Genomic DNA, 22257 nt, shown 5'->3' on the forward strand with positions numbered 1-22257 from the left:
CAAGGCTCAGCGAGCCCTGCCGCATACGGCCTCAGGCGTTGACCTTGCTCGCGCTCGCTGCGTCTGAAAGACCTGGTTGGCGTTGTGCCAGCGCGGCCTTTACGTAAGCGATGAACAAGGGATGACCCTGGCGCGGATTCGACGTGAACTCCGGGTGGAACTGCACGCCGACAAACCATGGGTGCGCATGTTCGCCGGTCTGCGGCAGCTCCATCATTTCCGGCAGATCTTCGGTCGGCGTACGCGCCGAGATGATCAGGCCAGCAGCTTCCAGCTTCGGTACGTAAGTGTTGTTCACTTCGTAACGATGACGATGGCGTTCGTTGACCTGCTTGCCATAGATGCTCGCGGCCAGCGTGCCTGTCTTGATCGGGCACTTCTGTGCGCCAAGACGCATCGTGCCGCCGAGGTTCGACGACTCGGAACGCTTCTCGACCTTGCCTTCGCGATCCAGCCATTCGGTGATCAGCGCAACGACAGGATGCGGCGTTTCAGGATCGAACTCGGTGCTGTTGGCGCCTTCCAGGCCGGCCACATTGCGCGCGAATTCAATGGTCGCGAGCTGCATGCCGAGACAGATGCCGAGGTAAGGCACCTTGTTCTCACGCGCGTAGCGGATCGCAGCGATCTTGCCTTCGGTACCGCGTACGCCGAAGCCACCCGGTACGAGGATGGCATCCATGTCCTTGAGCGCATCGGTGCCATGGGTCGCGATGTTCTCCGAATCGAGGAAATGGATATTCACGCTGCACTGGGTGTGCAAACCCGCATGCTTGATGGCTTCGATGAGCGACTTGTAGGACTCGGTCAGGTCGACATATTTGCCAACGAAAGCGACCTTGATTTCGTGCTGCGGGTTCTGCAGCGCATGCACGATCTTGTTCCACACCTTCAGATCGGCTGCCTTGGCGAGAATCGCCAGCTTGTGACAGACGATCTCGTCGAGCATCTGTTCGTGCAACATGGCCGGAATCTTGTAGATGGAGTCAGAGTCCATCACTTCGATCACGGCCTCAGGCATGACGTTACAGAACAACGCGATCTTGCCGCGCTCTTCGAGTGGCATCGGACGATCGCAACGGCACAGCAGCACGTCGGGCTGGATACCGATTTCGCGCAGATCCTTCACCGAGTGTTGCGTCGGCTTGGTCTTCAGCTCGCCTGCGGTCGCGATGTAGGGCAACAGCGTAAGGTGGATGAAGCAGGTGTTGTTGCGGCCTTCCTGGATGCCCATCTGGCGGATGGCTTCAAGGAATGGCAGCGACTCGATGTCGCCGACCGTGCCGCCGACTTCGACGATAGCCACGTCTGCGCCTTCACCACCGCGCTTGATCGAGGCCTTGATTTCGTCGGTAATGTGCGGAATGACCTGCACCGTCTTGCCGAGATATTCGCCACGACGTTCCTTGCGGATCACGGTGTCGTAGATCTGGCCGGTGGTGAAGTTGTTGCGCTTGGTCATCTTGGCGCTGGTGAAGCGCTCGTAATGGCCAAGGTCAAGATCGGTCTCGGCGCCGTCTTCGGTCACGAAAACTTCGCCGTGCTGGAACGGACTCATCGTGCCGGGGTCGACATTGATGTAGGGGTCCAGCTTGAGATGGGTAACGCGGATGCCTCGGGATTCGAGAATGGCACCCAGAGACGCGGCCGCAATGCCCTTGCCTAGCGAGGACACGACGCCGCCTGTGACGAATACGTACTTGGTCATGGGAAGTCGACTGGGGGAAATGCGGATGATACCGCAGAGGCAGGGTCTGGCTCAATTGCTGCGTTGCATTGAATCGGCCGGTGGAGGGCTTGCGCGGCGCACGGAAATCGGCGTAACAGCCAGTCGTGGCGCGGATCTTGACGATCGCAACAAACACTTACGAGTAATTACAGAAGCCGGTGTGCAGCGTTTCGCGAAGCTCGGCATACTGCGCTCCATCTCATGAAAACACGCACTCCAAAACCCCGCACCGGGCGTCGCTGGCTGGCTGCATCGCCGCGCTTTGCCTTGTTCCTGCCGACACTGGCCTGCCTCTCGATGGCGGCCTGCACGGTCGGACCGGACTACAAACGCCCCGACGAACCCACGCAGACGGACTGGTACAACAATGCCGGCGCAAAGAACGGCACCGGCAAGGCCGACGCCGCGCATCTGGCGCAATGGTGGAAACAGCTGGGCGATCCGACACTGGACAAGCTCATCGAAACCGCGCTGAGCAATAGCCCGACCATACAGACGGCGCAGGCCCGCTTGCGCGAATCCCGCGCACGGCGAAACCTGCAATCCGTTCAGGACGCGCCGAACGTTTCCGGCGGGCTTTCCGCATCACGGAACGGCACGCGCACCGACACGACGAACACCAGCTCTCACAACTTTTCCGCTTCGCTGGATGCCAGCTGGGAGATCGACATCTTCGGCGGCCAGCGCCGCGCACTCGAAGCCGCAGACGCGTCGCTCGCAGCAACCGCAGCGGATCTGAACGCCACGCGCGTGTCGCTGGCGGCCGAGGTCGCCACCGACTACATCGCCTTGCGCACCGACCAGGTCCGCCTCGCCGTCGCACGCGCCAACCTGATCAGCCGCGACCAGACGACGCAGCTGACGGAGTGGCGCAATCAGGCGCAACTCGTTTCAGGCCTCGAAGTCAATCAGGCGCGCAGCAATGCCGAGCAGACGCGCTCCACTGTGCCGGCCCTCGTGCGTGCCATCGAAGACGACAAGCTGACCCTGGCCTTGCTGCTCGGCCTGTCGCGCACCGAGGTGGAAGCACTGTTGCCCGAGGGCAGCCTGCCCATGCCACCCGCGACGATTGCCGTCGGCATTCCCGCCGACACCTTACGGCAGCGCCCGGACGTCATGGCGGCCGAGCGCCGACTCGCGGCGCAGACCGCGCAGATCGGCGTTGCCGAAGCCGCGCGTTACCCCAGCCTCAAGCTGAGCGGCAGCATCGGTGCCGAAGCCCTGTCTCTCGGCGGCCTGCTGAGTGGCGACATTCTCACCAATAGTCTCGTCGCCGGTCTGGCTGCACCGATCTTCGATGCGGGGCGCATAACGCAGAACATCGAGATCCAGTCCGCCGTTCAGGAGCAGACTCTCATCGCCTACCGCCAGACCGTCAATCAGGCCTTGAACGACGTGGAGAAAGCGCTCAACGCCTGGGTGCGCAGCAGCGAGCGCCTGCAAGTACTGCAGGGCGCCGTGGATGCTGCGCGCGAAGCGGCAAGGCTGGCAACGATCCGCTTCCAGGCCGGCCAGACCGATTTGCTGACCCAGCTCGATACGCAACGCACGCAGCTGACGCAGGAGGAACTGCTGGCGGGTGCGCAGGGTGATCGCGCCAATACGCTCATCCAGCTCTACAAGGCCCTCGGCGGCGGCTGGCAGGCAAACGCCGCGAACACGAATAGCGCTCAATAAGCTGCAAGCCATCCATACACACAAATGACGAACAAGAATCCCGACATCCACACCATCCTCAACCCCGGCACGGGCAAGTCGCGGCGGCGCTGGTTGCGTTGGGCGGTCATTGCCCTCGTCCTGCTGGCCGTCCTCGCAGGCGCTGTGCTGATCTGGGCAAGCCGCTCCAGCGAAGCGCCGAAGTTCAGGACAGCCGCCGTCACACGTGGCGATCTCGCCTCCACGGTCACCGCCACGGGCACGCTGCAGCCAAGAACCAAGGTCGACATCAGCTCGGAGCTCTCCGGCACCATCGCCGAGGTCCTTGCGGACTACAACAGCAAGGTCAAGAAGGGAGAGCCTCTGGCCATCCTCAACACCAGCAAGCTGCAGGACCAGATGGCGCAGACCCGCGCCAATATCCAGAACCTGCGGGCCAAGGTGCTGCAGGCACGCGCAGACGTTGAGCAGGCCCGGGCTGCGCTCGAGCGCCTCGAAAAAGTCGCGCAGCTCTCCAATGGCCAGCTCCCGGCCGGCAGCGAGCTGGATGACGCACGCATCAAGCTGAAGAATACGCAGGCCGCCCTCGCAGCGGGCGAAGCCTCCGTCACGCAGTTCAGCGCCGCGCTGCACATCAACGAAACCGACCTCACCAAGGCCACCATCCGCTCGCCGATTGACGGCACCGTGCTCGTGCGCAGCGTCGACCCCGGCCAGACCGTCGCCGCGTCCCTGTCGGCACCCGTGCTGTTCACCATCGCGCAGGACCTCAAGCAGATGGACCTGAACGTCGCCGTCGCCGAGGCCGATGTCGGCCAGGTGCATGACGGCATGCCCGCAACTTTCACCGTCGACGCCTGGCCGGGCAAGAAATTCAAGGCCAAGGTGCGCCAGGTGCGTTACGGCTCGAAGACGGTCGACAACGTCGTGAGTTACGAGACCATCCTGCAGGTCAATAACGAAGAGCTGACCCTGCGCCCCGGCATGACCGCTTCCGCTGACCTCGAAGTCGCCGAGCGCAACGGCGTGCTCTACGTACCGAACGCTGCGCTGCGTTTCACACCGCCGCAAGACGCATCAGGCGCAGCAGGCAACAAGAGCATCCTCTCCAGTCTGTTCCCTGCTCCACCCAATCTGCGCAACGCGCGCGGCAAGGAAGTCACGCAAGTCGGCCGCAAGGCTAGCGGCGCACCTGGCCGCATCTGGGTGCTGGAGGAAGGCAAGCCGGTCGCGAAGATCGTCACCGTCGGCCTCTCCGATGGCCGTAACACCGAGATCAGCGGCACGGGTGTGACCGAGGGGCTGCAAGTCATCATTCGTGCCGAGAATGGCGCGGGCAAAGGTGGCGCAAGAGCAGGTCAGAGCAGCAGCGCGCCACGCTGAGCCCCGCACATGAGCTACCTAGAATTCCGCGACATCACCAAGACCTACGGCACGGGCACGGCCGCCGTGCAGGCTTTGCGTGGCGTGAACCTCGGCATCGACAAGGGTGAGTTCGTCGCCGTCATGGGCCCCAGCGGCTCGGGCAAGTCGACGGCCATGAACATCCTTGGCTGCCTCGACACGCCCAGCACCGGCGCCTACATTTTTGAAGGCGCGCACGTCGAAACCCTGAGCCGTGACCAGCGCGCGCTATTGCGACGTCACTACCTCGGCTTCGTCTTCCAGGGCTTCAACCTGCTCAATCGCACCTCGGCGCAGGAGAATGTCGAACTGCCCCTGCTCTACCGCGGTGTGTCGCCGAGCGAGCGGCGTCGCATGGCGCTAGAAGCACTGGCCTCGGTCGGCCTCACTGGCTGGGAACACCACACACCAGCCGAGCTTTCCGGTGGCCAGCAGCAACGCGTCGCCATCGCACGCGCCATCGCCACTAACCCGAGCGTGCTGCTCGCTGATGAGCCGACCGGCAATCTCGACTCGGCACGTAGCGTGGAAATCATGCAGCTGCTCACCCAGCTGAACGTAGAGCGCGGCATCACGATATTGATGGTCACGCACGAACCCGACATGGCGGAATATGCGCGACGCGTCGTGCACTTCGTCGACGGACTCGTCGCGCACGACAAGCAGAACGGCAAGGCACACGCTGCCGCTGACGAGGGAGGCCACTGATGCTGTGGAACGCCTTCCTCCTCGCCATCCGCGAGATCCGCCGCAACATCATGCGTGCCTTCCTCACCACGCTCGGCATCGTCATCGGCGTCGCCGCCGTCGTGACCATGGTGACGCTCGGCAATGGCGCCACGCGTTCGATCCAGGAGCAGGTCTCCAGCCTCGGCGTCAATCTGCTCATCATGCGACCCAACCGCAGCTTCGGCGCGGGTACGGGCGGTTCCTCGCCACCTGATTTCAAACTGGCCGACGCCGAAGCCATCGAACGCGAGATAGCCGGTGTGCGCGCCGTCGCACCCAGCGCCCTGCGTGGCGGCAGCGCCGTCTACCTGCAGCAGAACTGGACCACGCAGGCCACCGGTGTCACCAACGACTACTTCACCGTCGCCAACTGGGAGATCGCCGACGGCCGCATCTTCTCCGAGGCCGAACAAGCCGGTGCGCGCGCCGTGTGCATCATCGGCGACACATTGCGCACCAAGCTCTTCGCCGGGCACGACCCCATCGGCCAGAAGATGCGCTTCCGCGCCCTCACCTGCGAAGTCATCGGCACGCTCAAATCCAAAGGTCAGGGTGGCTTCGGCAACGACCAGGACGACGTCATCCTCATGCCGCTCAAGACGCTTCTGCGTCGCGTATGGGGCGCCAGCAGCTCGCAGGAAATCCCGACCATCTACATCTCGGCCAAGGATGGCTACGACACGGATGAAGTGACGCAGGACATCACCGCCCTCATGCGCCAGCGCCGCAACCTGCAGAGCACGCAGAGCGACAACTTCCAGCTCATCGACACCAAGCAGATCGCGCAGACCCTCTCCAGCACCACGCAGATCCTCACCGCCCTGCTCGGCGCAGTTGCCGCAGTGAGCCTGCTCGTCGGCGGCATCGGCATCATGAACATCATGCTGGTGTCGGTGACCGAGAGAACGCGCGAGATCGGTACGCGCCTAGCCATCGGCGCGCTCGAGCGTGAAGTGCTGTGGCAATTCCTCGTCGAAGCCGTCGTGCTCTCATCACTCGGCGGCGCCATCGGCATCGCACTATCGCTGGTCGCCTCCATCGGCCTCTCCAACGTCATGCAACTGCCCTACCAGTTCGACCCGTTCATCAACTTGCTGGCGTTTGGTTTCTCGGCGGGGATTGGGGTCTTGTTCGGCTTCATGCCGGCGAAACGTGCGGCGCGGCTGGATCCGATTGAGGCGTTGAGGCACGAGTAAGTTCTCTGCCCGACTTTTCTGGCAGATAAAGTCCTGCTTGTCGGGACGACCCACCACTGAGAAGCCCTGAATGCATTTCCTTTTGATCTACGAGACAGTTCCCGAGTATGTAGCGCGCAGGGTTGCATTTCGTGCAGAGCATCTCGCTCACGCCCAAGCCGCCGTCAAGCGAGGTGAGTTGCTTCTTGGCGGTGCTGCCGGCGAACCCGTTGATAGTGCCGTTCTCTTGTTCAGCGCGGCTTCGCCGGATATTCCTCAAGCATTTGCCGAAAGTGACCCCTACGTTGTCAATGGCCTGGTCACAAGCTGGCATGTGAAGCCCTGGCATACGGTCGTCGGGCCGACAGCATCGAACCCGGCAAGCGTCGACTGACATCATCCCGACGCCGTCAGCGCTTCCATACCCTGCTCATCCATCACGTGCACCTGTCCGCAACCGAACAACGCCTCATCGACATCGCCCGCCAATCCACATGGTTCATGTCGGCCCTGCATGCCGTACGTGAGTTAGGTCTGAGCTCGTAGTGCATCGGGGCCGGCGCAGTGCGCAATCTCGTCTGGGACGCCCTGCATGGCACACATCGCTCGGCCTTGCCGGATGTCGATGTTGCTTACTTCGACGCATCGGCAATAGCCGACGAGGATGTCCGCTTGCAAACAAGACTGGCGGCGATACAGCCGGACCTGCCATGGGAAGTGACCAACCAGGCACGCGTCCACGAATGGTTCGAGGAATATTTCGGCTATCCGGCCGCGCCCTTGCTGTCGCTCGAAGAGGCGGTCGCGTCTTGGCCCGAGTACGTGACCTGCGTGGGGCTCACGCTGAAAGCGAACGACAACATTGAAGTGATCGCGCCGCATGGGCTGGGCGACCTGTTCGGCATCATCATCCGCCACAACCCGGTGCGGGCCACCGTGGACACCTATCGCCAACGCATTGAAAAGAAGCGTTATTCCGAACGTTGGCCTATGGTGACTGTAGTGCCAGCCTGAGCGGGTTCGTTTCGATCCGGTGCCATGCGGCGTGGCGGCAACAGGAGATCGAACCCATGCAGAAATACATCGCCCTTCTCCGCGCGATCAATGTCGGCGGCCGCATCGTGAAGATGGAGGCCCTGCGCGCGCATTTTGAATCGATCGGCTGCGCCAATGTCGAGACCTATATCGCCAGCGGCAATGTGATTTTCGATGCGGGTACGAGCGCCGAGGAGGCGTTGCGGCGCAAGATCGAGGTGCATCTCGAATCCGCACTCGGCCACGAAGTCTCAACCTTCCTGCGCACGCCTGCCGAGCTAGCTGCGATTGCGGCGTTCAACGACAAGGCGGCAGCTTCTGCCGAGGCGCTGAATGTGGCCTTCCTGCACGCACCTCTGGATGAAAATGAGCTGGAGACGCTCATGAGTCTGCGCACGGACATCGACGATTTCCGCTCGCATGGTCGCGAGGTGTATTGGCTGTGCAAGACGAAGCAGAGCGATTCGAAATTCTCGAACGCGCTGTTCGAACGCAAGCTGCGTATACCGGCGACCTTTCGCGGCATGAATACGGTGCGCAAGCTGGCGGCGCTCTGTCCTGCCTGAGTTTCTTCACCGCTCACGGGAGCCAGGCTTGGCAGCCGGGCCATCGCCAGGATGACGCGCAAGTTTTTCCGGGATCGCACGCAGACAAATGGAAGATGTCGCGCCGCTGCCGTGGCGGACTCGCCAGCGAGAATGCATACTCTGCCCTCGTTCCAATACGCATCCACGCCCGGCCCTTCAAGGACATGATCATGAAAAAGAAGCTTTTTGTATTGATTCTCGGTAGCGCGCTTACCTCGTCGGCGTTTGCCGCCGGTTACGGCTTTCTCAAGGGCAGCCCGATGAGCCGCTACACCAAGGCCGACATGAATCTCTTCACGACGACGCTCTTCAAGGCGCTCGACGAATCGCCGGATGGCGCGGTCAGCAACTGGGGAGATGCCAGCAAGGGCGCCGGCGGCAGCATCGAGATCGTTGCGCGCGAGATCAATAAAAAGGGCTGCCGCACGACTCTCATTACCAACAAGTACAAAACCCAGAAAATGGAGGGCGAGTACCTGTTCTGCAAACAGCAGGGCAAGTGGGTGGGCTCGCCAGCCGAGTGAGCGCAGCCTGACACACCTCACTGGCACGACCGGGCCTTACCGGCTTGCACCAGACTCCAGTTGTACTGCCCGCGCCGTGCTCGCGGGCAGCTTCACAAAGTTACTGACGTCCTGCAACACGGGCGCCAGCCAGCGCAGCGGCCAGGCGAATGCGCCGGCCGTGGTGTAGTGATTGAGGCTGTCGTAGCGCTTCACCTCGACCCCGATATTGTTCTTGCGTAACGCGTCGGCCATGCGCTCGGTGTTGATCTCGGGATCGACGATCTTGTCCTTGCCCGGACCGGGCGCAATCAGCAAGGCGTGCGGCGCTGTCGGTGCGACGTGCGTGATCGGCTGCGAGGACGCAGGCGTGTTCGGCCAGTCGAAGACGGGCTTGGTGTCGGGCGACTGGATCGGCAGGAAGTTGTAGGGGCCGGCGAGACCGACGAAACCGGCCAGCACGCCCGGCGATATCTTCTCCGCCCCCAGCCAGCGCGGGTCATACGCCATCATGGCCGCGTTGTAGGCCCCCGCGCTGTGGCCCATGACGAACACATTCGACGGATCGCCGCCGTACTTCGACACCTCGCGCAGCGTCCAGGCGACTGCCTTGGCCGAGTCCTTGAGGAACTCCGGGTATTCGACTTCGGGATACAGGCGATAGTCCGGCACCACGACCACGATGCCTCGCGCGGCCAGCGGCGCGGCGAGGAAGCGATAGTCGGCCCGATCACCTTCACGCCAGTTGCCTCCGTAGAAGAAGACCACCACCGGCGCAGGTTTGCCGGATGGGTCGGCCTTGTCCGGCGCATAGACATCCAGCTTCATGCGTGGACCGTCACCGTAGGCCACATCCGGGGTGAGCGTGTAGCCGCTGCGGGGGGTCACGCCATTGACGATGGAGATGGATGAGCACGCAGAAGTCATGAGCAACGTGCCGGCCAGAAGTATCCAGCGACTCATTTCTGCGGCGCTCGCTGTAGCGCCTTCTGCAGCAGGCTGACATCGTAGCCCTGCTCACCCACCATCTTCACGAGAAGCTGGTAATCGGCGTCAGGAATGCTCGGCGTGCGCGCCATGATCCACACATAGTCGCGCTTCTCGCGCGCGACGATGGTCTGCGAATAGTCCGGGGAGACATACGAGATACGATAGTCAGCCTTGAAGGGCCAGACATACTGCTGGCCCCAAATGGCATTGCTGGGGTCGAGTACATAGCCGCGTGATTGATACGACTTGGCCTTGCCGTCGAAGCTGTCGGCGTTGAAGGTATAGGTCGTGGTGATGCTGCCGTCCGGTTCGAGCACGTAGTGATCCATCGGATTGTGCGCCCCCTTCTCGAACATTGTCGGGATGGCAGCGATGACGTACCAGCCGCCCATGAAGCGCGGCAGGTCAACCTGCTTTGCGAGCGGCAGCGGCCTGGAGGGCGTCGTCTGGCAGGCGCTGAGAATGCACAGGCAGGTCGTCGCGGCGAGGGAATGTTTCCAGTTTCTCTTGAGCATGGTCTGCTTTCTCAAGCGATGTTTGTCAGCAGCGCTTTCGCACTATTCATTCCTGATGCTGGTCAGCTGGGGCGCCGGAAGACTCTTCATCAGGGCCCACAAGGCAGCCCGTCATCCCGGCGAAGGCCGGGATCCAGATCGGTCGTCTAGTACTGGATCCCGGCCTTCGCCGGGATGACGAACCTGTTGTGTACGTCGCTATTCGAGCTTGTATGTGAGGCGTCTTCCACCGGCCACCGTTGATTGCAGCGCAAGCCAGTCACCATCCGCCCCATACCAAAGGTCTATCGGGCGCTCCGGACCGCTGAGGCGGTAGCGTTTCGCTTTCGTAGCTTGCCCGCGCACCTCGATGCTCTCTTCACCGACAAGTGCAAACGAAACCTTTTCGTACTCACCGGTCTGCGGGTTGAGCAGTTTCGTCTGGCGCAGGATGGCCGGATTCCAGTAGGCAAAAGTCATCACGCAGCCTTCCAGCGTTTCGCTCGCTTTCGTCGCTGTGACTTGCAGCTTGTCGCCCTCGCGCTGCGATTTGACGCTGATCAGCTTTCCGTCGTCGTCAGTGCGCGACGCGATACTCCGCAGGCAATCGCCCTGCCAGCGTTCGGTCGCTTCGTGGCGGTAGCGATAGGCGTTGATGAAGAGCACTTTCACGTCAAAGCTGGCTTCGCTGCGCAGCTCGCGTTGATCGCCTTGCGGCGTCAGCGTGAAGCGCTGCGTGCCGATGGGCTCGTCATTCAGCGCCACGCGGAAATTCCAGCTGCGCGAGGACTGCGCCGCTGCCGACAAAGGCAGCAGCGAGAGCGCTGCAAGGGTGAGCAGGAGCTTGATCACTTGCTTGCCTCACGCGGCGGGCCCGGCACGAAGGCGTTTGTACGCTGGATGTATTCGCGATAGCCGGGGCGGCGCTCGCCGATGTCTTTCTCCAGCAGGCTGACGCCGGAGACCTTCAGCAGGAGCAAGGTGAGGACAACGGGTGAAACGAGTGTCCATGCGCCACCGAAGCCACCCGCCGAGAGTGCGATGAGGAAGAAGCCCCACCAGGTGCAGCTCTCTCCGAAGTAATTCGGGTGCCGTGTGTAACGCCACAGGCCGCGATCCATGACCTGCCCCTTGTTCTCCTGGCGTGCCTTGAACAGCGCCATCTGCGTATCGGCGATGCCTTCGAAGAGGATGCCGAAGGCGGCAAGCGCAATGCCGATTGCATCCAGCCAGCCAAGCGGGTTCTGACTCGCAACGGCAACGAGAAGTGGTGAAGAGATGATCCAGGCCAGCACGGCTTGCAGGGCGAAGACCAGGTAGAGGCTCTTGAAAGCAAAGTCCGGCTGGTTGCGCGCGCGGATCTCCTGATAGCGCCGGTCTTCCTCGCCGCCCCAGCTACGCCAGGTGATGTAGCCCGACAGACGCAACGCCCAGGTTGCGACAAGAGCGAGCACGATGACTGCGCGTGCGCCATCGACGCCGAGGCTGCAGGCATAGGTGAGGCCGGCAGCCAGCATGAAGATGGGCCAGACGCGGTCGACGATGCTCACGTCCTTGCACGCGACGCTGATCGCCCAGGTGACGAGGGCAATCGCGACGATCACGCCAAGGCCACTCAAGGCCGCATCCAGAAGCACGGAGAACTCAGGCATGCGGTCCATCCTGATTCTGCTGCGTCGGCATCACGCCATCGTAACGATCGGACAGCCACATCATGAGCGGCATCAGGCAAGCCCAGCCGATGGCGAGTGCCACCGTGGTGTCGACGCCGCCGGTGAAGGTGGCTGCGCCGAGACGCGCGCCGGCGAGGAACGACAGCGGCCCGGCCACGGCGCCCATCACCGCAGCGAGCAGCCAGCGCCGCTTGAGCCAGCGCATCGTGACGTTGAGGGTGATCGCCAGCAGCGCCCACATGGCGACGATCCATGGCGGCGCGATGCCCGCGACAAGTGTGCCGTGGGTGTAGTCAATGAGGCCCGCAGTGACGAGTGCGCTTTCCCACACGGCGCCGATCAACATCGCAGAGAGAACCAGGCGCATTTCGGGCATGGGTCGCACCGAAATGACGAGATGCCATGCACATGCAACGGAGATCGCAAGAATGCCAAGCCAGGCGAAGTCGTGTGCCGCACCGATCACGCACGCGAACCAGGCGCACTGGAACAGCACGAAGTTGCCAAGCACACGACTCGACGTCGGACCGCGCGCGGACCTCGGCGAGGGCCTCAAGTCGAAGAGCACGGGTGCGAGGACCGGCTCACTCATGGGCGACGTTCAAACAGGTAGTGGCTCACCCACCACTCCTGCCCCTTGTTGTAGCCGAAGAGCTCGGCGACCGACATGAAGAACAGACGCCAGCGTGCCCACCACACAGCGGCCTGCTCCTTGCCGTAGGCCTGTTCCAGCACCGGATACACCGTCTTGCGGCGCTCATCCATGTTGCGCAGCCAGGCATTCGACGTGCGCTCGTAGTGGCGACCATCCCAGCGCCAGCGCTGCACGATGGACAGATCCTCCTGGAAGTTCAAGGCGAGGTCATCGCTCGGCATCATGCCGCCCGAGAAGAAGTGCCGGCTCATCCAGTCACTCGCATCGCGCTCGACAAAGAGGTAAGGCGTCGAACGGTGCACGAAGACATGCATGAAGAACTTGCCGGTCGGCTGCAACCAGCTGCTCACGCGGCGGAACAGATCTGGCCAGTTGCGCATGTGCTCGAACATCTCGACCGAGACGATGCGATCAAAGCGCTCCTCGGTGGCAAATTCATTCATGTCACAGGTAATGACGGTGACGTTGTGAAGACCGCGCAGGCGCGCTTGCGATTCGATGTAGGTCCGTTGCGAATGCGAGTTGGAAACGGCTGTGATGCGGCTGGCAGGATAGTGGTGCGCCATCCACAAGGTCAGCGAGCCCCAGCCACAGCCCAGTTCCAGCACGTCGTGCCCATTAGCAATGCCGGCGCGCTCGCAGGTCATGGCAAGGGCATGCTCCTCGGCGGAGTCGAGGGCATACACGCCCTCAGGGAAATAGCAGCCGCTGTACTTGCGATGCTTGCCGAGCACCTGTGCAAAGAACTCGGCCGGTACTTCGTAATGTTGCTCGTTGGCCTTCTCAGGCAGCAGGGCGGCGGGGGCATCGCGCATTCCCGCGATGAAACTGGCCGCGAGATCAGCCCCCGCATGCACATCCTGAGCCTGTATTTCGGCAAGGCGCTCGCGCAACAACTGACGGATGCCGGCGCGCACCACCGCGTCAGGCAAGACGCCCTGCTCCACCCACTTCATGCCAAGCCTGGTTGCGAGTTCCATGTGCGTGCCCCTGTAGATGTTGATGCGATGTCTATGGGGCACTACGCGGAGCGGGGAATTCTGGATGCGCGCAAGCAAGCTTTGACGACACCAGCGACCCCAGGAGCGGGCCATGCCCGCGACAAAGCCGGTCACGCTCCGGGGCTGGCCGGGACTGAACGCGAGGTGTCGCGGGCATGGCCTGCTCCTGCAACTGGCCGACTACGCATCCCCTACGCAATCCTGCGTATTCCTCGCTCCCGGCTCGCCCCCTACATTTCGGTTCATCCGGCATCGCAGCAAACATTCTGGCCGGAGCCAGCCAACTTTCTATCAGGGGGTCTACACATGCAACGTCGTTCCTTCATCAAAGCCACGGCAATGACCATTGCTCTGGCTACCGCAGGGTTTGCAACCATGACGGCATCTGCTGCCGACACCATCAAGGTGGGCGTGCTGCACTCGCTGTCGGGCACGATGGCCATTTCTGAAACTGTGCTGAAAGACACCGTGTTGATGGCGATCGACGAGATCAATGCCAAGGGCGGTCTGCTCGGCAAGAAGCTCGAGCCAGTCGTGGTCGACCCGGCTTCCAACTGGCCACTGTTCGCTGAAAAGGCGCGCCAGCTGATCTCCAAGGACAAGGTTGCCGTGACCTTCGGCTGCTGGACCTCGGTCTCGCGCAAGTCGGTGCTGCCAGTGTTCGAAGAACTCAACAGCCTGCTGTTCTACCCCGTCCAGTACGAAGGTGAAGAGCTGTCGAAGAACGTGTTCTATACGGGTGCTGCGCCTAACCAGCAAGCCATCCCGGCCGTCGAATACCTGATGAGCAAGGACGGCGGCTCGGCCAAGCGCTTCGTCCTGCTGGGTACCGACTATGTGTATCCACGTACCACCAACAAGATTCTTCGCGCCTTCCTGCACAGCAAGGGCGTCAAGGACGAAGACATCATGGAAGAGTACACACCGTTCGGTCACAGCGATTACCAGACGATCATCGCCAACATCAAGAAGTTCGCTGCAGCCGGCAAGAAGACCGCCGTCGTGTCGACGATCAATGGCGACTCCAACGTGCCTTTCTACAAGGAACTGGGTAACCAGGGCCTGAAGGCGACCGACGTGCCGGTCGTGGCGTTCTCGGTGGGTGAAGAAGAGCTGCGCGGCGTCGATGCCAAGCCTCTCGTCGGTCACCTTGCTGCATGGAACTACTTCATGAGCATCAAGAACCCGACCAATGACGCCTTCATCAAGAAGTGGTCTGCCTACGCCAAGGAACACAAGATCCCTGGCCACGCTGAGAAGCCTCTGACCAACGATCCGATGGAAGCCACCTACATCGGCGTGAACATGTGGGCACAAGCCGTGACCAAGGCCAAGTCGACCGACACCGACAAGGTGATCGCAGCGATGGCCGGCCAGACCTTCAAGGCACCAGGTGGCTTCACCTCCACGATGGACAAGGAAAACCATCACCTGCACAAGCCGGTGTTCATCGGCGAAGTGAAGGCTGACGGTCAGTTCAAGGTCGTGTGGAAGACACCGGGCCCGGTCGTTGCCGATCCGTGGAGCGATTACATCCCGGAAAACAAGGGCAAGAAGAACGTGCCTGAAAAGAAGTAAGCAATCCGTAGCAAGAAGCAAAACTGCCTGTAACACCCCTCTGCTGTGCGGCAGAGGGGGTCAGGAGAGAGATCGAGGGGCTCTCTCCTGATCGGGCGACTGCCCTTGGTCATCCCATTGCGCACAACAGCGCATCACGCTGTCAGCAGACAAAGCCATGACTATCTCAGTACTCAAGTTCCGTACTCGCGCCACACATGCAGCGGTCGGTTTGCTGGTGCTGCTGTTCAGCAGCTTCCTCGCGCCACTCGCCTTCGCCAAGCCCTCGCCAGAACTGATCCTCAAGCTCGCAGCCGGCGACAACGATGCCAAGGTCGACGCACTCAACGCCATCGCTGGCCAAGCTGATCCAGAATACCTGCCCGTTCTCAAGGCACTCGGCGACGAATCACTCAAGGTGGTCGACGGCAAACAGGTACTGATCGTCGACGGCGAGAAAATCACCGACGCCATCACTGGCGCGGAGATCAAGGAGCTACCTGAAACCGCTGAGGACGTGGTCACGAACAACCGCGTGACACTGGCCCTGCAGAACGCCTTCGCGGCGCTCGACCTGACATCCACGGACCGTAACACCCGCTTCGCTGCCGTCAAGAAACTGCAGGACGCGCCCGACGAGGCCATCGTGCCTTTGCTCGACAAGGCGCTGCAGGTCGAGAAAGACCCGAAGATCATCGTCATGCTGCGCCTCACCCAGGCCGCAGCCCAACTGCATAACGCCGACAAGGGCGTGCGCATGGCCGCCATCACCACGCTCGGCGAAAGTGATGACCCGGCCATGAAGCAGCTGTTGGCCGGCTTGCTGGAGAAAGAAGGCGATGCCTTCAAGGAGCCCGACGAGACGGTGCGCGTCGCGGCGCAGAAAGGAATCGAGTCGATCGACCAGCGCCTGAAATACGGCGAGTGGCTGGGCGGCGCATTCACCGGCATCTCGCTCGGCAGCATCCTGCTGCTGGCGGCACTCGGCCTGGCGATTACCTACGGCCTGATGGGCGTCATCAACATGGCGCACGGCGAGCTGATCATGATCGGCGCCTACGCTACCTACATCACGCAGAACATCATCCGCGCGCACTTCCCCGGCCTCATCGAGTTCTACCCGCTGATCGCGTTGCCGATTGCCTTCCTGGCATCGGGCCTGGTTGGCGTGTTGATGGAACGCCTCGTCATCAAGCATCTCTACGGTCGTCCGCTGGAAACGCTGCTCGCCACCTGGGGCATCAGCCTGATCCTGATACAGAGCGTGCGCAGCTTCTTCGGCGCGCAGAACGTGCTCGTCGAAAACCCGCAGTGGCTGTCGGGCGGCGTGCAGGTCATGAGCAACCTGATCCTGCCGTACAACCGTCTCGCCATCATCGCTTTCGCGGCGCTCGTGGTGATGGGCATGACGCTGATCCTGACCCGCACACGTCTCGGCCTGTTCGTGCGCGCCGTGACACAGAACCGCCAGATGGCGAGCTGCGTCGGCGTGGCCACGCCGCGTGTCGACACGGTCGCGTTCGGGCTCGGCGCGGGTATCGCCGGCCTCGCAGGATGCGCGCTGTCGCAAGTCACGAATGTAGGCCCCGATCTGGGTCAGGGCTACATCATCGACTCGTTCATGGTGGTGGTGACAGGTGGCGTCGGTCAGCTCTCCGGCACGATCTACGCCGCGCTGGGGCTTGGCCTCATCAACAAGTTCATCGAAGGCTGGGCCGGTGCCGTGCTCGCCAAGATTGCCGTGCTGGTGTTCATCATCATCTTCATCCAGAAACGTCCGCAGGGTCTGTTCGCAATCAAGGGTCGCTTTGTCGACGCATAACAACCAACGCCAGGCTGACGACAAATCATGAACAAGACACTTACAGAACGCATCTTCGGGCCAAAGGCCTGGATGGGGCTCGCGATCTTCGCAGCCATCACGCTGATCCTCGTGCCCGTCCTCAATCTGGTCGTACCGGAAAGCAGCGCCCTGCACCTCTCGACCTACTGGGTCACGTTGATCGGCAAGATCATGTGCTACGCCATCGTCGCGCTGGCAATGGACCTGGTGTGGGGTTACACCGGCATCCTGTCGCTGGGGCACGGCATCTTCTTCGCCCTCGGCGGTTACGCCATGGGCATGTACCTGATGCGCGCCATCGGCCGCGAAGGCAACTACCAGAGCGACCTGCCCGACTTCATGGTGTTCCTGAACTGGAAGGAGCTGCCCTGGTACTGGGTGGGCACCGAGCACTTCCTGTGGGCGATGCTGCTGGTCGTACTCATCCCCGGCTTGTTGGCGCTGGTGTTCGGTTTCTTCGCCTTCCGCTCGCGCATCAAGGGTGTGTATTTCTCGATCATCACACAGGCGCTGACCTTCGCCACGATGCTGTTGTTCTTCCGCAATGAAACGGGCTTCGGCGGCAACAACGGCTTCACCGACTTCAAGCGCATCCTCGGTTATCACATCACTGCACCATCGACACGCATCGTGCTGTTCGGCCTGACCGCAATCCTCCTCATCGGCTTCCTGCTACTGGCGCGCTACATCGTCACCAGCAAGCTCGGTCGCGTGCTCGCCGCGATCCGCGATGCCGAAACGCGTGTCATGTTCTCCGGCTACAACCCGCTGCCCTACAAGCTGTTCATCTGGGTCGTCTCGGCGGTGATCTGCGCGATTGCCGGCGCGTTGTTCGTACCGCAAGTGGGCATCATCAACCCGAGCGAGATGTCGCCAGCCAACTCCATCGAGATCGCCATCTGGGTCGCGGTGGGTGGTCGCGGCACGCTGATCGGGCCGCTCATCGGAGCCGGTCTCATCAACGGCGTGAAGAGCTGGTTCACCGTTGCCTTCCCCGAATACTGGCTGTACTTCCTCGGCCTGATCTTCGTCCTCGTGACGCTATACATGCCACGCGGCGTGCTGGGTGAAGCACGTGCGCTGTTGCAGAAACGCGGAGAGTGCGCATGAACGCCGCAGTGAAAGACGTAGAGAAAGAAGATGTCACGAACAGCGGCCAGATCAGCGGCAGTGGTTCCGGTGGCACGCAGTCGAGCTCGATCGGGGCGGGTCGCCCGGTCGATACCAGCCAGCTCGACACCACGCACGGCGTCATCCTTTACCTGGATAACATCTGCGTCAGCTTCGATGGCTTCAAGGCCATCAACAACCTGAACCTGAACATCGACAAGGGCGAGTTGCGTTGCGTGATCGGCCCGAACGGCGCCGGCAAGACGACCATGATGGACGTCATCACCGGCAAGACGCGACCGACTTCCGGCACGGCCTTCTTTGGCCAGACCATCGACCTGACCAAACTCAGCGAACCGCAGATCGCCCACGCCGGCATCGGCCGCAAATTCCAGAAACCCACAGTCTTCGAGCAGTTGAGCGTTTACGAAAACCTCGAACTGGCGATGAAGACGGACAAGGGCATCTGGGCCAGCCTGCGCGCCAAGCTGACGGGCGAGCAACGCGACCGCATCAACGAAAACCTCGAGCTGATCCAGCTCAAGGACTCGGCACAGCGCCCATCCGGCCTGCTCTCGCATGGCCAGAAGCAATGGCTCGAGATCGGCATGCTGCTGATGCAGGAGCCGCTGCTTCTGCTGCTCGACGAACCCGCCGCTGGCATGACCGACGCCGAGACCGAACGCAGCGGCGAGCTGTTCCTGTCGCTCGCCGGGCAATACACGCTGGTCGTCGTCGAGCACGACATGGACTTCATCAAGCAGATCTCCGAAGGCCGCAAGGTCACCTGCCTGCACGAAGGCAGCGTGCTGTCGGAAGGCCCGCTGGATCAGGTGCAGAACGATGAGCGTGTGATTGAGGTGTACCTCGGTCGATGAATCGCAATAGGTAGGGTGCGCACTGCGCACCGCATTGATGGTGCGCAGTGCGCACCCTACGGGACGGATATGCTCACAGTCGAAAACCTCAACCAGTACTACGGCGGCAGCCACACACTGCGTGGCGTCTCGCTCTCGCTCAAGCAAGGCGAAGTCACCACCCTGCTCGGCCGCAACGGCGTCGGCAAGACGACCCTGCTCAAGTGCCTGATGGGTCTGCTGCCCGTCGCCAAGGGCTCGGTCTCGTTCGACGGCAAGGACATCACCAAGGCTGCCGCCTACCAGCGCGCTGCGCTCGGCATGGCTTACGTGCCGCAAGGGCGCGAGATTTTCCCGCGCCTGACGGTGGAAGAAAACCTCTTGATGGGCCTCGCCAACGGCAAGGCATCGCGCGGCATCCCCGGCTACATCTACGAGATGTTCCCGGTGCTGAAGGACATGCTCAAGCGTCGTGGCGGCGACCTTTCCGGCGGCCAGCAACAGCAGCTCGCCATTGGCCGCGCGCTGACGATGCGACCGAAGGTGCTGATCCTCGACGAGCCCACCGAGGGCATCCAGCCATCGATCATCAAGGACATCGGCGCGGCGATCCGCAAGCTCGCCGAAGGTGGCGAGATGGCGATCCTGCTGGTCGAGCAGTACTACGATTTCGCGCAGTCACTCGCCGACCAGTACGCCGTCATGGCGCGCGGCGAGATCATCAAGGCAGGTCCCGGCAGCGAGATGGCTGCGGAGAATGTGCAGAGCCTGGTCGCTATCTAGAAAAAAACATCCCGGCGAAAACCAGGATCCAGCACCACGTTCGGAAACTGGATCCCGGCCTTCGCCGGGATGACGGATTCAATTGGTTTCGACCCCTGTCGCCTATACCCGCACGGCCTGTTTGCCTATCTCATGCAATTCAGCGAGTGCCTGAGCAATTTCACTGGTTCCCGCTGCGGCCTGGGAGAGCACGCCGGTGATTTCGTCGGTCGCCGTCGTCTGCTCGCCGATGGCATGCGAGATGCCACCACCCAGCTCGGACACCTTCTGCATGATCTCGCTCATGTCGCTGATCGATTTGAATACCTGCGAGGAGTTCTTCTGAACCTTGTCGATCATGCCGCGGATGTTCGCGGACGACACAGCCGTCGTCTGCGCCAGCGACTTCACTTCGTCCGCCACCACAGCAAAGCCACGACCTTGCTCACCCGCACGTGCCGCCTCGATGGAAGCATTGAGCGCCAGCAGATTCGTGCGATTGGCAATCTCCGAGATGATCCCGAGTATGGTGTTGATTTCCATGGCCTGCTTGTTCAGCACGGTCATCTCGCCGCTGGCAGCGCGGGTCAGATCAACAGCATTGCCGATGACCTTGAGCACCTCTTCGATGCTCTCCGAGATGCCGTGAATGCTGTTGGAGACTTCCTCCATCGCAGCCGAGCCGGTATGCACGCCGTCACTGATCTGCGAGGAACTGTGCGTGACGGCAGCCACTTTCTCTTCCATGGTGGCCATGGTCTCCTTCAGCGTCTGGCGCACGATGGTGCCGTAGAGCGCGCTGGAGAGCTGGATCTTGAGCGTCTCGTAGATGCTGCCATCTTCGTTACCCAGTCCGAATACAGCCACGCCGATCTGGATCTCGTTGAAGTGCAGCGGCACGACGACAAGCGGCACGCCGCCACCTGCACTGGCAAGCACCGTACCGAGATAACCCTTGCAAGCCTGGCGCGGAGCGTTGTCAGCAACTTTTCCGGATGGCCCGAAACCGGCCACGACGCGCAAATGACTGGGCAAACCCTTGCGATTCCAGCCCGCATCGACCTCATACAGCGCGAGCTGGAAGGCAACGATACCGAGCTTGGGCAGTTCGTCCTGCACGATCTTCAGGATGGCCTTCACGTCCTGCACGACCGACAGCTTGGCGCCGATCTGCCCCAACGCACGTTCTTGCGAAATGAGTCGCAGCGATTCCGCGTCGCGCTGGCGACCGGCAATTTCGCTGACCACGACGCGACCTTCTGCCCACAGGGCCTCAGCCCGCGAGCGCAGAACCGGTGTGTTGCGCAGCAACCAGGCGCGCTTGCGCATCATCGAAATGACGATCTGCACATTCTCCGGGCTCATGCGCAAGCGATGCAGAACCACCACGGCTTCGGTCAGCGCCGCCAGCCACGCGCTGCGTTGCCCCGGATGCAGCAAGGCGTTGCCGAAGGTTTCGGGAATCCTTGCCGCCAGCACACGCAAACGCGAGGCAGCCGCTTCGTCGACCGGCAGACCGCCACACAAAGCCTGATACAGGTCCGCAATGCCGGGCACGGCATGTGCGCCGTGTCTCACCGATGCGACAAACGGCGAGGGACAACCGCAGGACTGCGCTACAGCCAGCCGTGCAGGCAGACAGGCTTCAAGCCCTTGCGTACGGCCAGCGCCAATCGCCTCCAGGAACTGGAAAGCGGTGTCGCTCTGTTCGAGGAAGGGCATGGACACGGTCGTGATGGGGGGAATCGCAAAGCGCGCTTCCGCACTGTCGTTGCAACCCGTCACCGCCACGACGTCCGGCACCATGACGCCACGGCGCTGGAACTCTTCGAGCGCACCAATCGCAATGTTGTCATTGACGCAGACAAAGGCATCGAAATCGCGGCCGGGCACGAGCCCTTTTTCGTCGAGGAAGTACTTCACCATGAGCGGCCCCTGGTCCTTGCCCCAGGTGCAATGAGGCGAGATCAGGCGCTCATCTTCCGGCAAGCCGTGGTTGCGCAAGGCCTCCTGGTAAGCCTGGAAGCGCTTGATCGCGCCCTCGTGCGTGGCGGGCCCGCGCACGAAGATGATCCGCTTCTTGTGATGGTGCTGGATCATGTGTTCCATGACATAGCGCAGCGCCGACAGGCTGTCGGTCATCACGGCCGGCAAACCCGGCAACTGGACGGCCAGCGTGACCACCGGTACCTGTCCATAGCCCCGATAGAACTTCGCTGCTGCCTCGTTGGCATCGGGCGAAGCCCAGGTGACGATGCCACCAAAACTGTTGTCCGCCAGCTCATAGATCACGGCGCCCGGATCCTTGCCCGCCGTTCCCCCACGGAAGGTCACCAGATCCAGCCCACGTTTCCGCGCCGCCAGCAAAGCCCCCTGGAAAAGGGACTCGGGCGCTGCGCCCCCCGAAATTTCGCGCGTGAAATACGCGATAGGTTTTCCTCGTGAAGCCAAATCGTCCCCCGTCACATTCTTGTCTTGCACTTGGTGCGTTGAACAT

At 62.0% G+C, this 22257-nt stretch carries 21 protein-coding genes; 13 read left to right on the plus strand and 8 right to left on the minus strand.

Annotated elements, in window-relative coordinates; all coding sequences use genetic code 11:
- Positions 1–31 precede the first annotated feature (31 nt).
- Positions 32–1708 carry a CTP synthase gene (locus tag VVD49_RS20150; RefSeq protein WP_327601027.1) on the minus strand — a complete coding sequence of 559 codons (1677 nt, stop codon included), beginning with the start codon at positions 1706–1708 and terminating at the stop codon, positions 32–34.
- A gap of 222 nt (positions 1709–1930) precedes the next feature.
- On the opposite strand from VVD49_RS20150, the gene VVD49_RS20155 reads away from it, so the two are divergent.
- From VVD49_RS20155 to VVD49_RS20190, 8 genes are all read left to right on the plus strand, one after another.
- On the plus strand, positions 1931–3406 hold the full coding sequence (locus VVD49_RS20155; protein WP_327601028.1) for an efflux transporter outer membrane subunit: 1476 nt from the start codon (positions 1931–1933) through the stop codon (positions 3404–3406).
- 24 nt (positions 3407–3430) lie between these two features.
- Positions 3431–4768: an efflux RND transporter periplasmic adaptor subunit gene (locus VVD49_RS20160; protein WP_327601029.1), complete on the plus strand. Its 1338-nt coding sequence runs from the start codon at positions 3431–3433 to the stop codon at positions 4766–4768.
- A gap of 9 nt (positions 4769–4777) precedes the next feature.
- On the plus strand, positions 4778–5497 hold the full coding sequence (locus VVD49_RS20165; RefSeq protein ID WP_327601030.1) for an ABC transporter ATP-binding protein: 720 nt from the start codon (positions 4778–4780) through the stop codon (positions 5495–5497).
- On the plus strand, positions 5497–6714 hold the full coding sequence (locus VVD49_RS20170) for an ABC transporter permease (protein ID WP_327601031.1): 1218 nt from the start codon (positions 5497–5499) through the stop codon (positions 6712–6714). The genes VVD49_RS20165 and VVD49_RS20170 overlap by 1 nt, the downstream gene beginning before the upstream one ends.
- A 70-nt stretch (positions 6715–6784) precedes the next feature.
- Positions 6785–7087: a YciI-like protein gene (locus VVD49_RS20175; RefSeq protein WP_327601032.1), complete on the plus strand. Its 303-nt coding sequence runs from the start codon at positions 6785–6787 to the stop codon at positions 7085–7087.
- 155 nt (positions 7088–7242) lie between these two features.
- Entirely contained in the window at positions 7243–7707 is a 465-nt protein-coding gene (locus VVD49_RS20180) for a nucleotidyltransferase family protein (RefSeq protein ID WP_327601103.1), read from the plus strand.
- A gap of 56 nt (positions 7708–7763) precedes the next feature.
- Positions 7764–8294: a DUF1697 domain-containing protein gene (locus VVD49_RS20185; protein ID WP_327601033.1), complete on the plus strand. Its 531-nt coding sequence runs from the start codon at positions 7764–7766 to the stop codon at positions 8292–8294.
- Positions 8295–8485: 191 nt separating this feature from the next.
- Positions 8486–8839: a hypothetical protein gene (locus VVD49_RS20190; RefSeq protein ID WP_327601034.1), complete on the plus strand. Its 354-nt coding sequence runs from the start codon at positions 8486–8488 to the stop codon at positions 8837–8839.
- A gap of 36 nt (positions 8840–8875) precedes the next feature.
- Here the strand turns inward: VVD49_RS20190 and VVD49_RS20195 are convergent, their stop codons facing one another.
- The 6 genes from VVD49_RS20195 to VVD49_RS20220 all read right to left on the minus strand — a co-directional run bounded on the left by VVD49_RS20195 (position 8876) and on the right by VVD49_RS20220 (position 13610).
- Complete coding sequence (locus VVD49_RS20195) at positions 8876–9781, minus strand: alpha/beta hydrolase (RefSeq protein WP_327601035.1); 906 nt, start codon at positions 9779–9781, stop codon at positions 8876–8878.
- Complete coding sequence (locus VVD49_RS20200; RefSeq protein WP_327601036.1) at positions 9778–10323, minus strand: lipocalin family protein; 546 nt, start codon at positions 10321–10323, stop codon at positions 9778–9780. The genes VVD49_RS20195 and VVD49_RS20200 overlap by 4 nt, the downstream gene beginning before the upstream one ends.
- Before the next feature lie 198 nt (positions 10324–10521).
- Complete coding sequence (locus VVD49_RS20205; protein ID WP_327601037.1) at positions 10522–11154, minus strand: DUF6134 family protein; 633 nt, start codon at positions 11152–11154, stop codon at positions 10522–10524.
- Positions 11151–11954 carry a DUF1295 domain-containing protein gene (locus tag VVD49_RS20210; protein WP_327601038.1) on the minus strand — a complete coding sequence of 268 codons (804 nt, stop codon included), beginning with the start codon at positions 11952–11954 and terminating at the stop codon, positions 11151–11153. Before VVD49_RS20210 ends, VVD49_RS20205 begins: the two co-directional genes overlap by 4 nt.
- Positions 11947–12567: a DUF2878 domain-containing protein gene (locus tag VVD49_RS20215; protein ID WP_327601039.1), complete on the minus strand. Its 621-nt coding sequence runs from the start codon at positions 12565–12567 to the stop codon at positions 11947–11949. The genes VVD49_RS20210 and VVD49_RS20215 overlap by 8 nt, the downstream gene beginning before the upstream one ends.
- Positions 12564–13610, minus strand: a complete 1047-nt coding sequence (locus tag VVD49_RS20220; protein ID WP_327601040.1) for an SAM-dependent methyltransferase — start codon at positions 13608–13610, stop codon at positions 12564–12566. Before VVD49_RS20220 ends, VVD49_RS20215 begins: the two co-directional genes overlap by 4 nt.
- Positions 13611–13937: 327 nt before the next feature.
- Between VVD49_RS20220 and urtA the strand changes: the two genes are divergently transcribed.
- The 5 genes from urtA to urtE all read left to right on the plus strand — a co-directional run bounded on the left by urtA (position 13938) and on the right by urtE (position 19781).
- Complete coding sequence (urtA, locus tag VVD49_RS20225) at positions 13938–15209, plus strand: urea ABC transporter substrate-binding protein (RefSeq protein ID WP_416384917.1); 1272 nt, start codon at positions 13938–13940, stop codon at positions 15207–15209.
- Positions 15210–15366: 157 nt separating this feature from the next.
- Entirely contained in the window at positions 15367–17010 is a 1644-nt protein-coding gene (gene urtB, locus VVD49_RS20230) for an urea ABC transporter permease subunit UrtB (RefSeq protein ID WP_327601041.1), read from the plus strand.
- Between the two features lie 27 nt (positions 17011–17037).
- Positions 17038–18141 (plus strand): urea ABC transporter permease subunit UrtC, encoded by a 1104-nt coding sequence (gene urtC, locus VVD49_RS20235; RefSeq protein WP_327601042.1) that lies wholly within the window; start codon positions 17038–17040, stop codon positions 18139–18141.
- Positions 18138–19019, plus strand: coding sequence for an urea ABC transporter ATP-binding protein UrtD (urtD, locus tag VVD49_RS20240; RefSeq protein ID WP_327601043.1), 882 nt, complete (start codon positions 18138–18140; stop codon positions 19017–19019). The genes urtC and urtD overlap by 4 nt, the downstream gene beginning before the upstream one ends.
- 69 nt (positions 19020–19088) lie before the next feature.
- The gene (urtE, locus tag VVD49_RS20245; protein ID WP_327601044.1) at positions 19089–19781 is read left to right on the plus strand and encodes an urea ABC transporter ATP-binding subunit UrtE; all 693 of its coding nucleotides are present in this window, start codon (positions 19089–19091) and stop codon (positions 19779–19781) included.
- 102 nt (positions 19782–19883) lie between these two features.
- Here the strand turns inward: urtE and VVD49_RS20250 are convergent, their stop codons facing one another.
- A complete protein-coding gene (locus VVD49_RS20250; RefSeq protein WP_327601045.1) occupies positions 19884–22211 on the minus strand; it encodes a methyl-accepting chemotaxis protein in 2328 nt (775 codons plus the stop codon).
- Between the last annotated feature and the right edge of the window lie 46 nt (positions 22212–22257).

Source organism: Uliginosibacterium silvisoli (assembly GCF_036017035.1).
GTDB lineage: Bacteria > Pseudomonadota > Gammaproteobacteria > Burkholderiales > Rhodocyclaceae > Viridibacterium > Viridibacterium silvisoli.

Coding starts and splice junctions, on each gene's coding strand:
- VVD49_RS20170 (WP_327601031.1), top strand. CDS start 5,497: ATGCTGTGGAACGCCTTCCTCCTCGCCATCCGCGAGATCCGCCGCAAC.
- VVD49_RS20200 (WP_327601036.1), bottom strand. CDS start 10,323: ATGCTCAAGAGAAACTGGAAACATTCCCTCGCCGCGACGACCTGCCTG.
- VVD49_RS20165 (WP_327601030.1), top strand. CDS start 4,778: ATGAGCTACCTAGAATTCCGCGACATCACCAAGACCTACGGCACGGGC.
- VVD49_RS20175 (WP_327601032.1), top strand. CDS start 6,785: ATGCATTTCCTTTTGATCTACGAGACAGTTCCCGAGTATGTAGCGCGC.
- VVD49_RS20150 (WP_327601027.1), bottom strand. CDS start 1,708: ATGACCAAGTACGTATTCGTCACAGGCGGCGTCGTGTCCTCGCTAGGC.
- VVD49_RS20195 (WP_327601035.1), bottom strand. CDS start 9,781: ATGAGTCGCTGGATACTTCTGGCCGGCACGTTGCTCATGACTTCTGCG.
- VVD49_RS20220 (WP_327601040.1), bottom strand. CDS start 13,610: ATGGAACTCGCAACCAGGCTTGGCATGAAGTGGGTGGAGCAGGGCGTC.
- urtA (WP_416384917.1), top strand. CDS start 13,938: ATGCAACGTCGTTCCTTCATCAAAGCCACGGCAATGACCATTGCTCTG.
- urtE (WP_327601044.1), top strand. CDS start 19,089: ATGCTCACAGTCGAAAACCTCAACCAGTACTACGGCGGCAGCCACACA.
- VVD49_RS20190 (WP_327601034.1), top strand. CDS start 8,486: ATGAAAAAGAAGCTTTTTGTATTGATTCTCGGTAGCGCGCTTACCTCG.
- VVD49_RS20215 (WP_327601039.1), bottom strand. CDS start 12,567: ATGAGTGAGCCGGTCCTCGCACCCGTGCTCTTCGACTTGAGGCCCTCG.
- urtB (WP_327601041.1), top strand. CDS start 15,367: ATGACTATCTCAGTACTCAAGTTCCGTACTCGCGCCACACATGCAGCG.
- urtD (WP_327601043.1), top strand. CDS start 18,138: ATGAACGCCGCAGTGAAAGACGTAGAGAAAGAAGATGTCACGAACAGC.
- VVD49_RS20160 (WP_327601029.1), top strand. CDS start 3,431: ATGACGAACAAGAATCCCGACATCCACACCATCCTCAACCCCGGCACG.
- VVD49_RS20185 (WP_327601033.1), top strand. CDS start 7,764: ATGCAGAAATACATCGCCCTTCTCCGCGCGATCAATGTCGGCGGCCGC.
- VVD49_RS20155 (WP_327601028.1), top strand. CDS start 1,931: ATGAAAACACGCACTCCAAAACCCCGCACCGGGCGTCGCTGGCTGGCT.
- VVD49_RS20210 (WP_327601038.1), bottom strand. CDS start 11,954: ATGCCTGAGTTCTCCGTGCTTCTGGATGCGGCCTTGAGTGGCCTTGGC.
- urtC (WP_327601042.1), top strand. CDS start 17,038: ATGAACAAGACACTTACAGAACGCATCTTCGGGCCAAAGGCCTGGATG.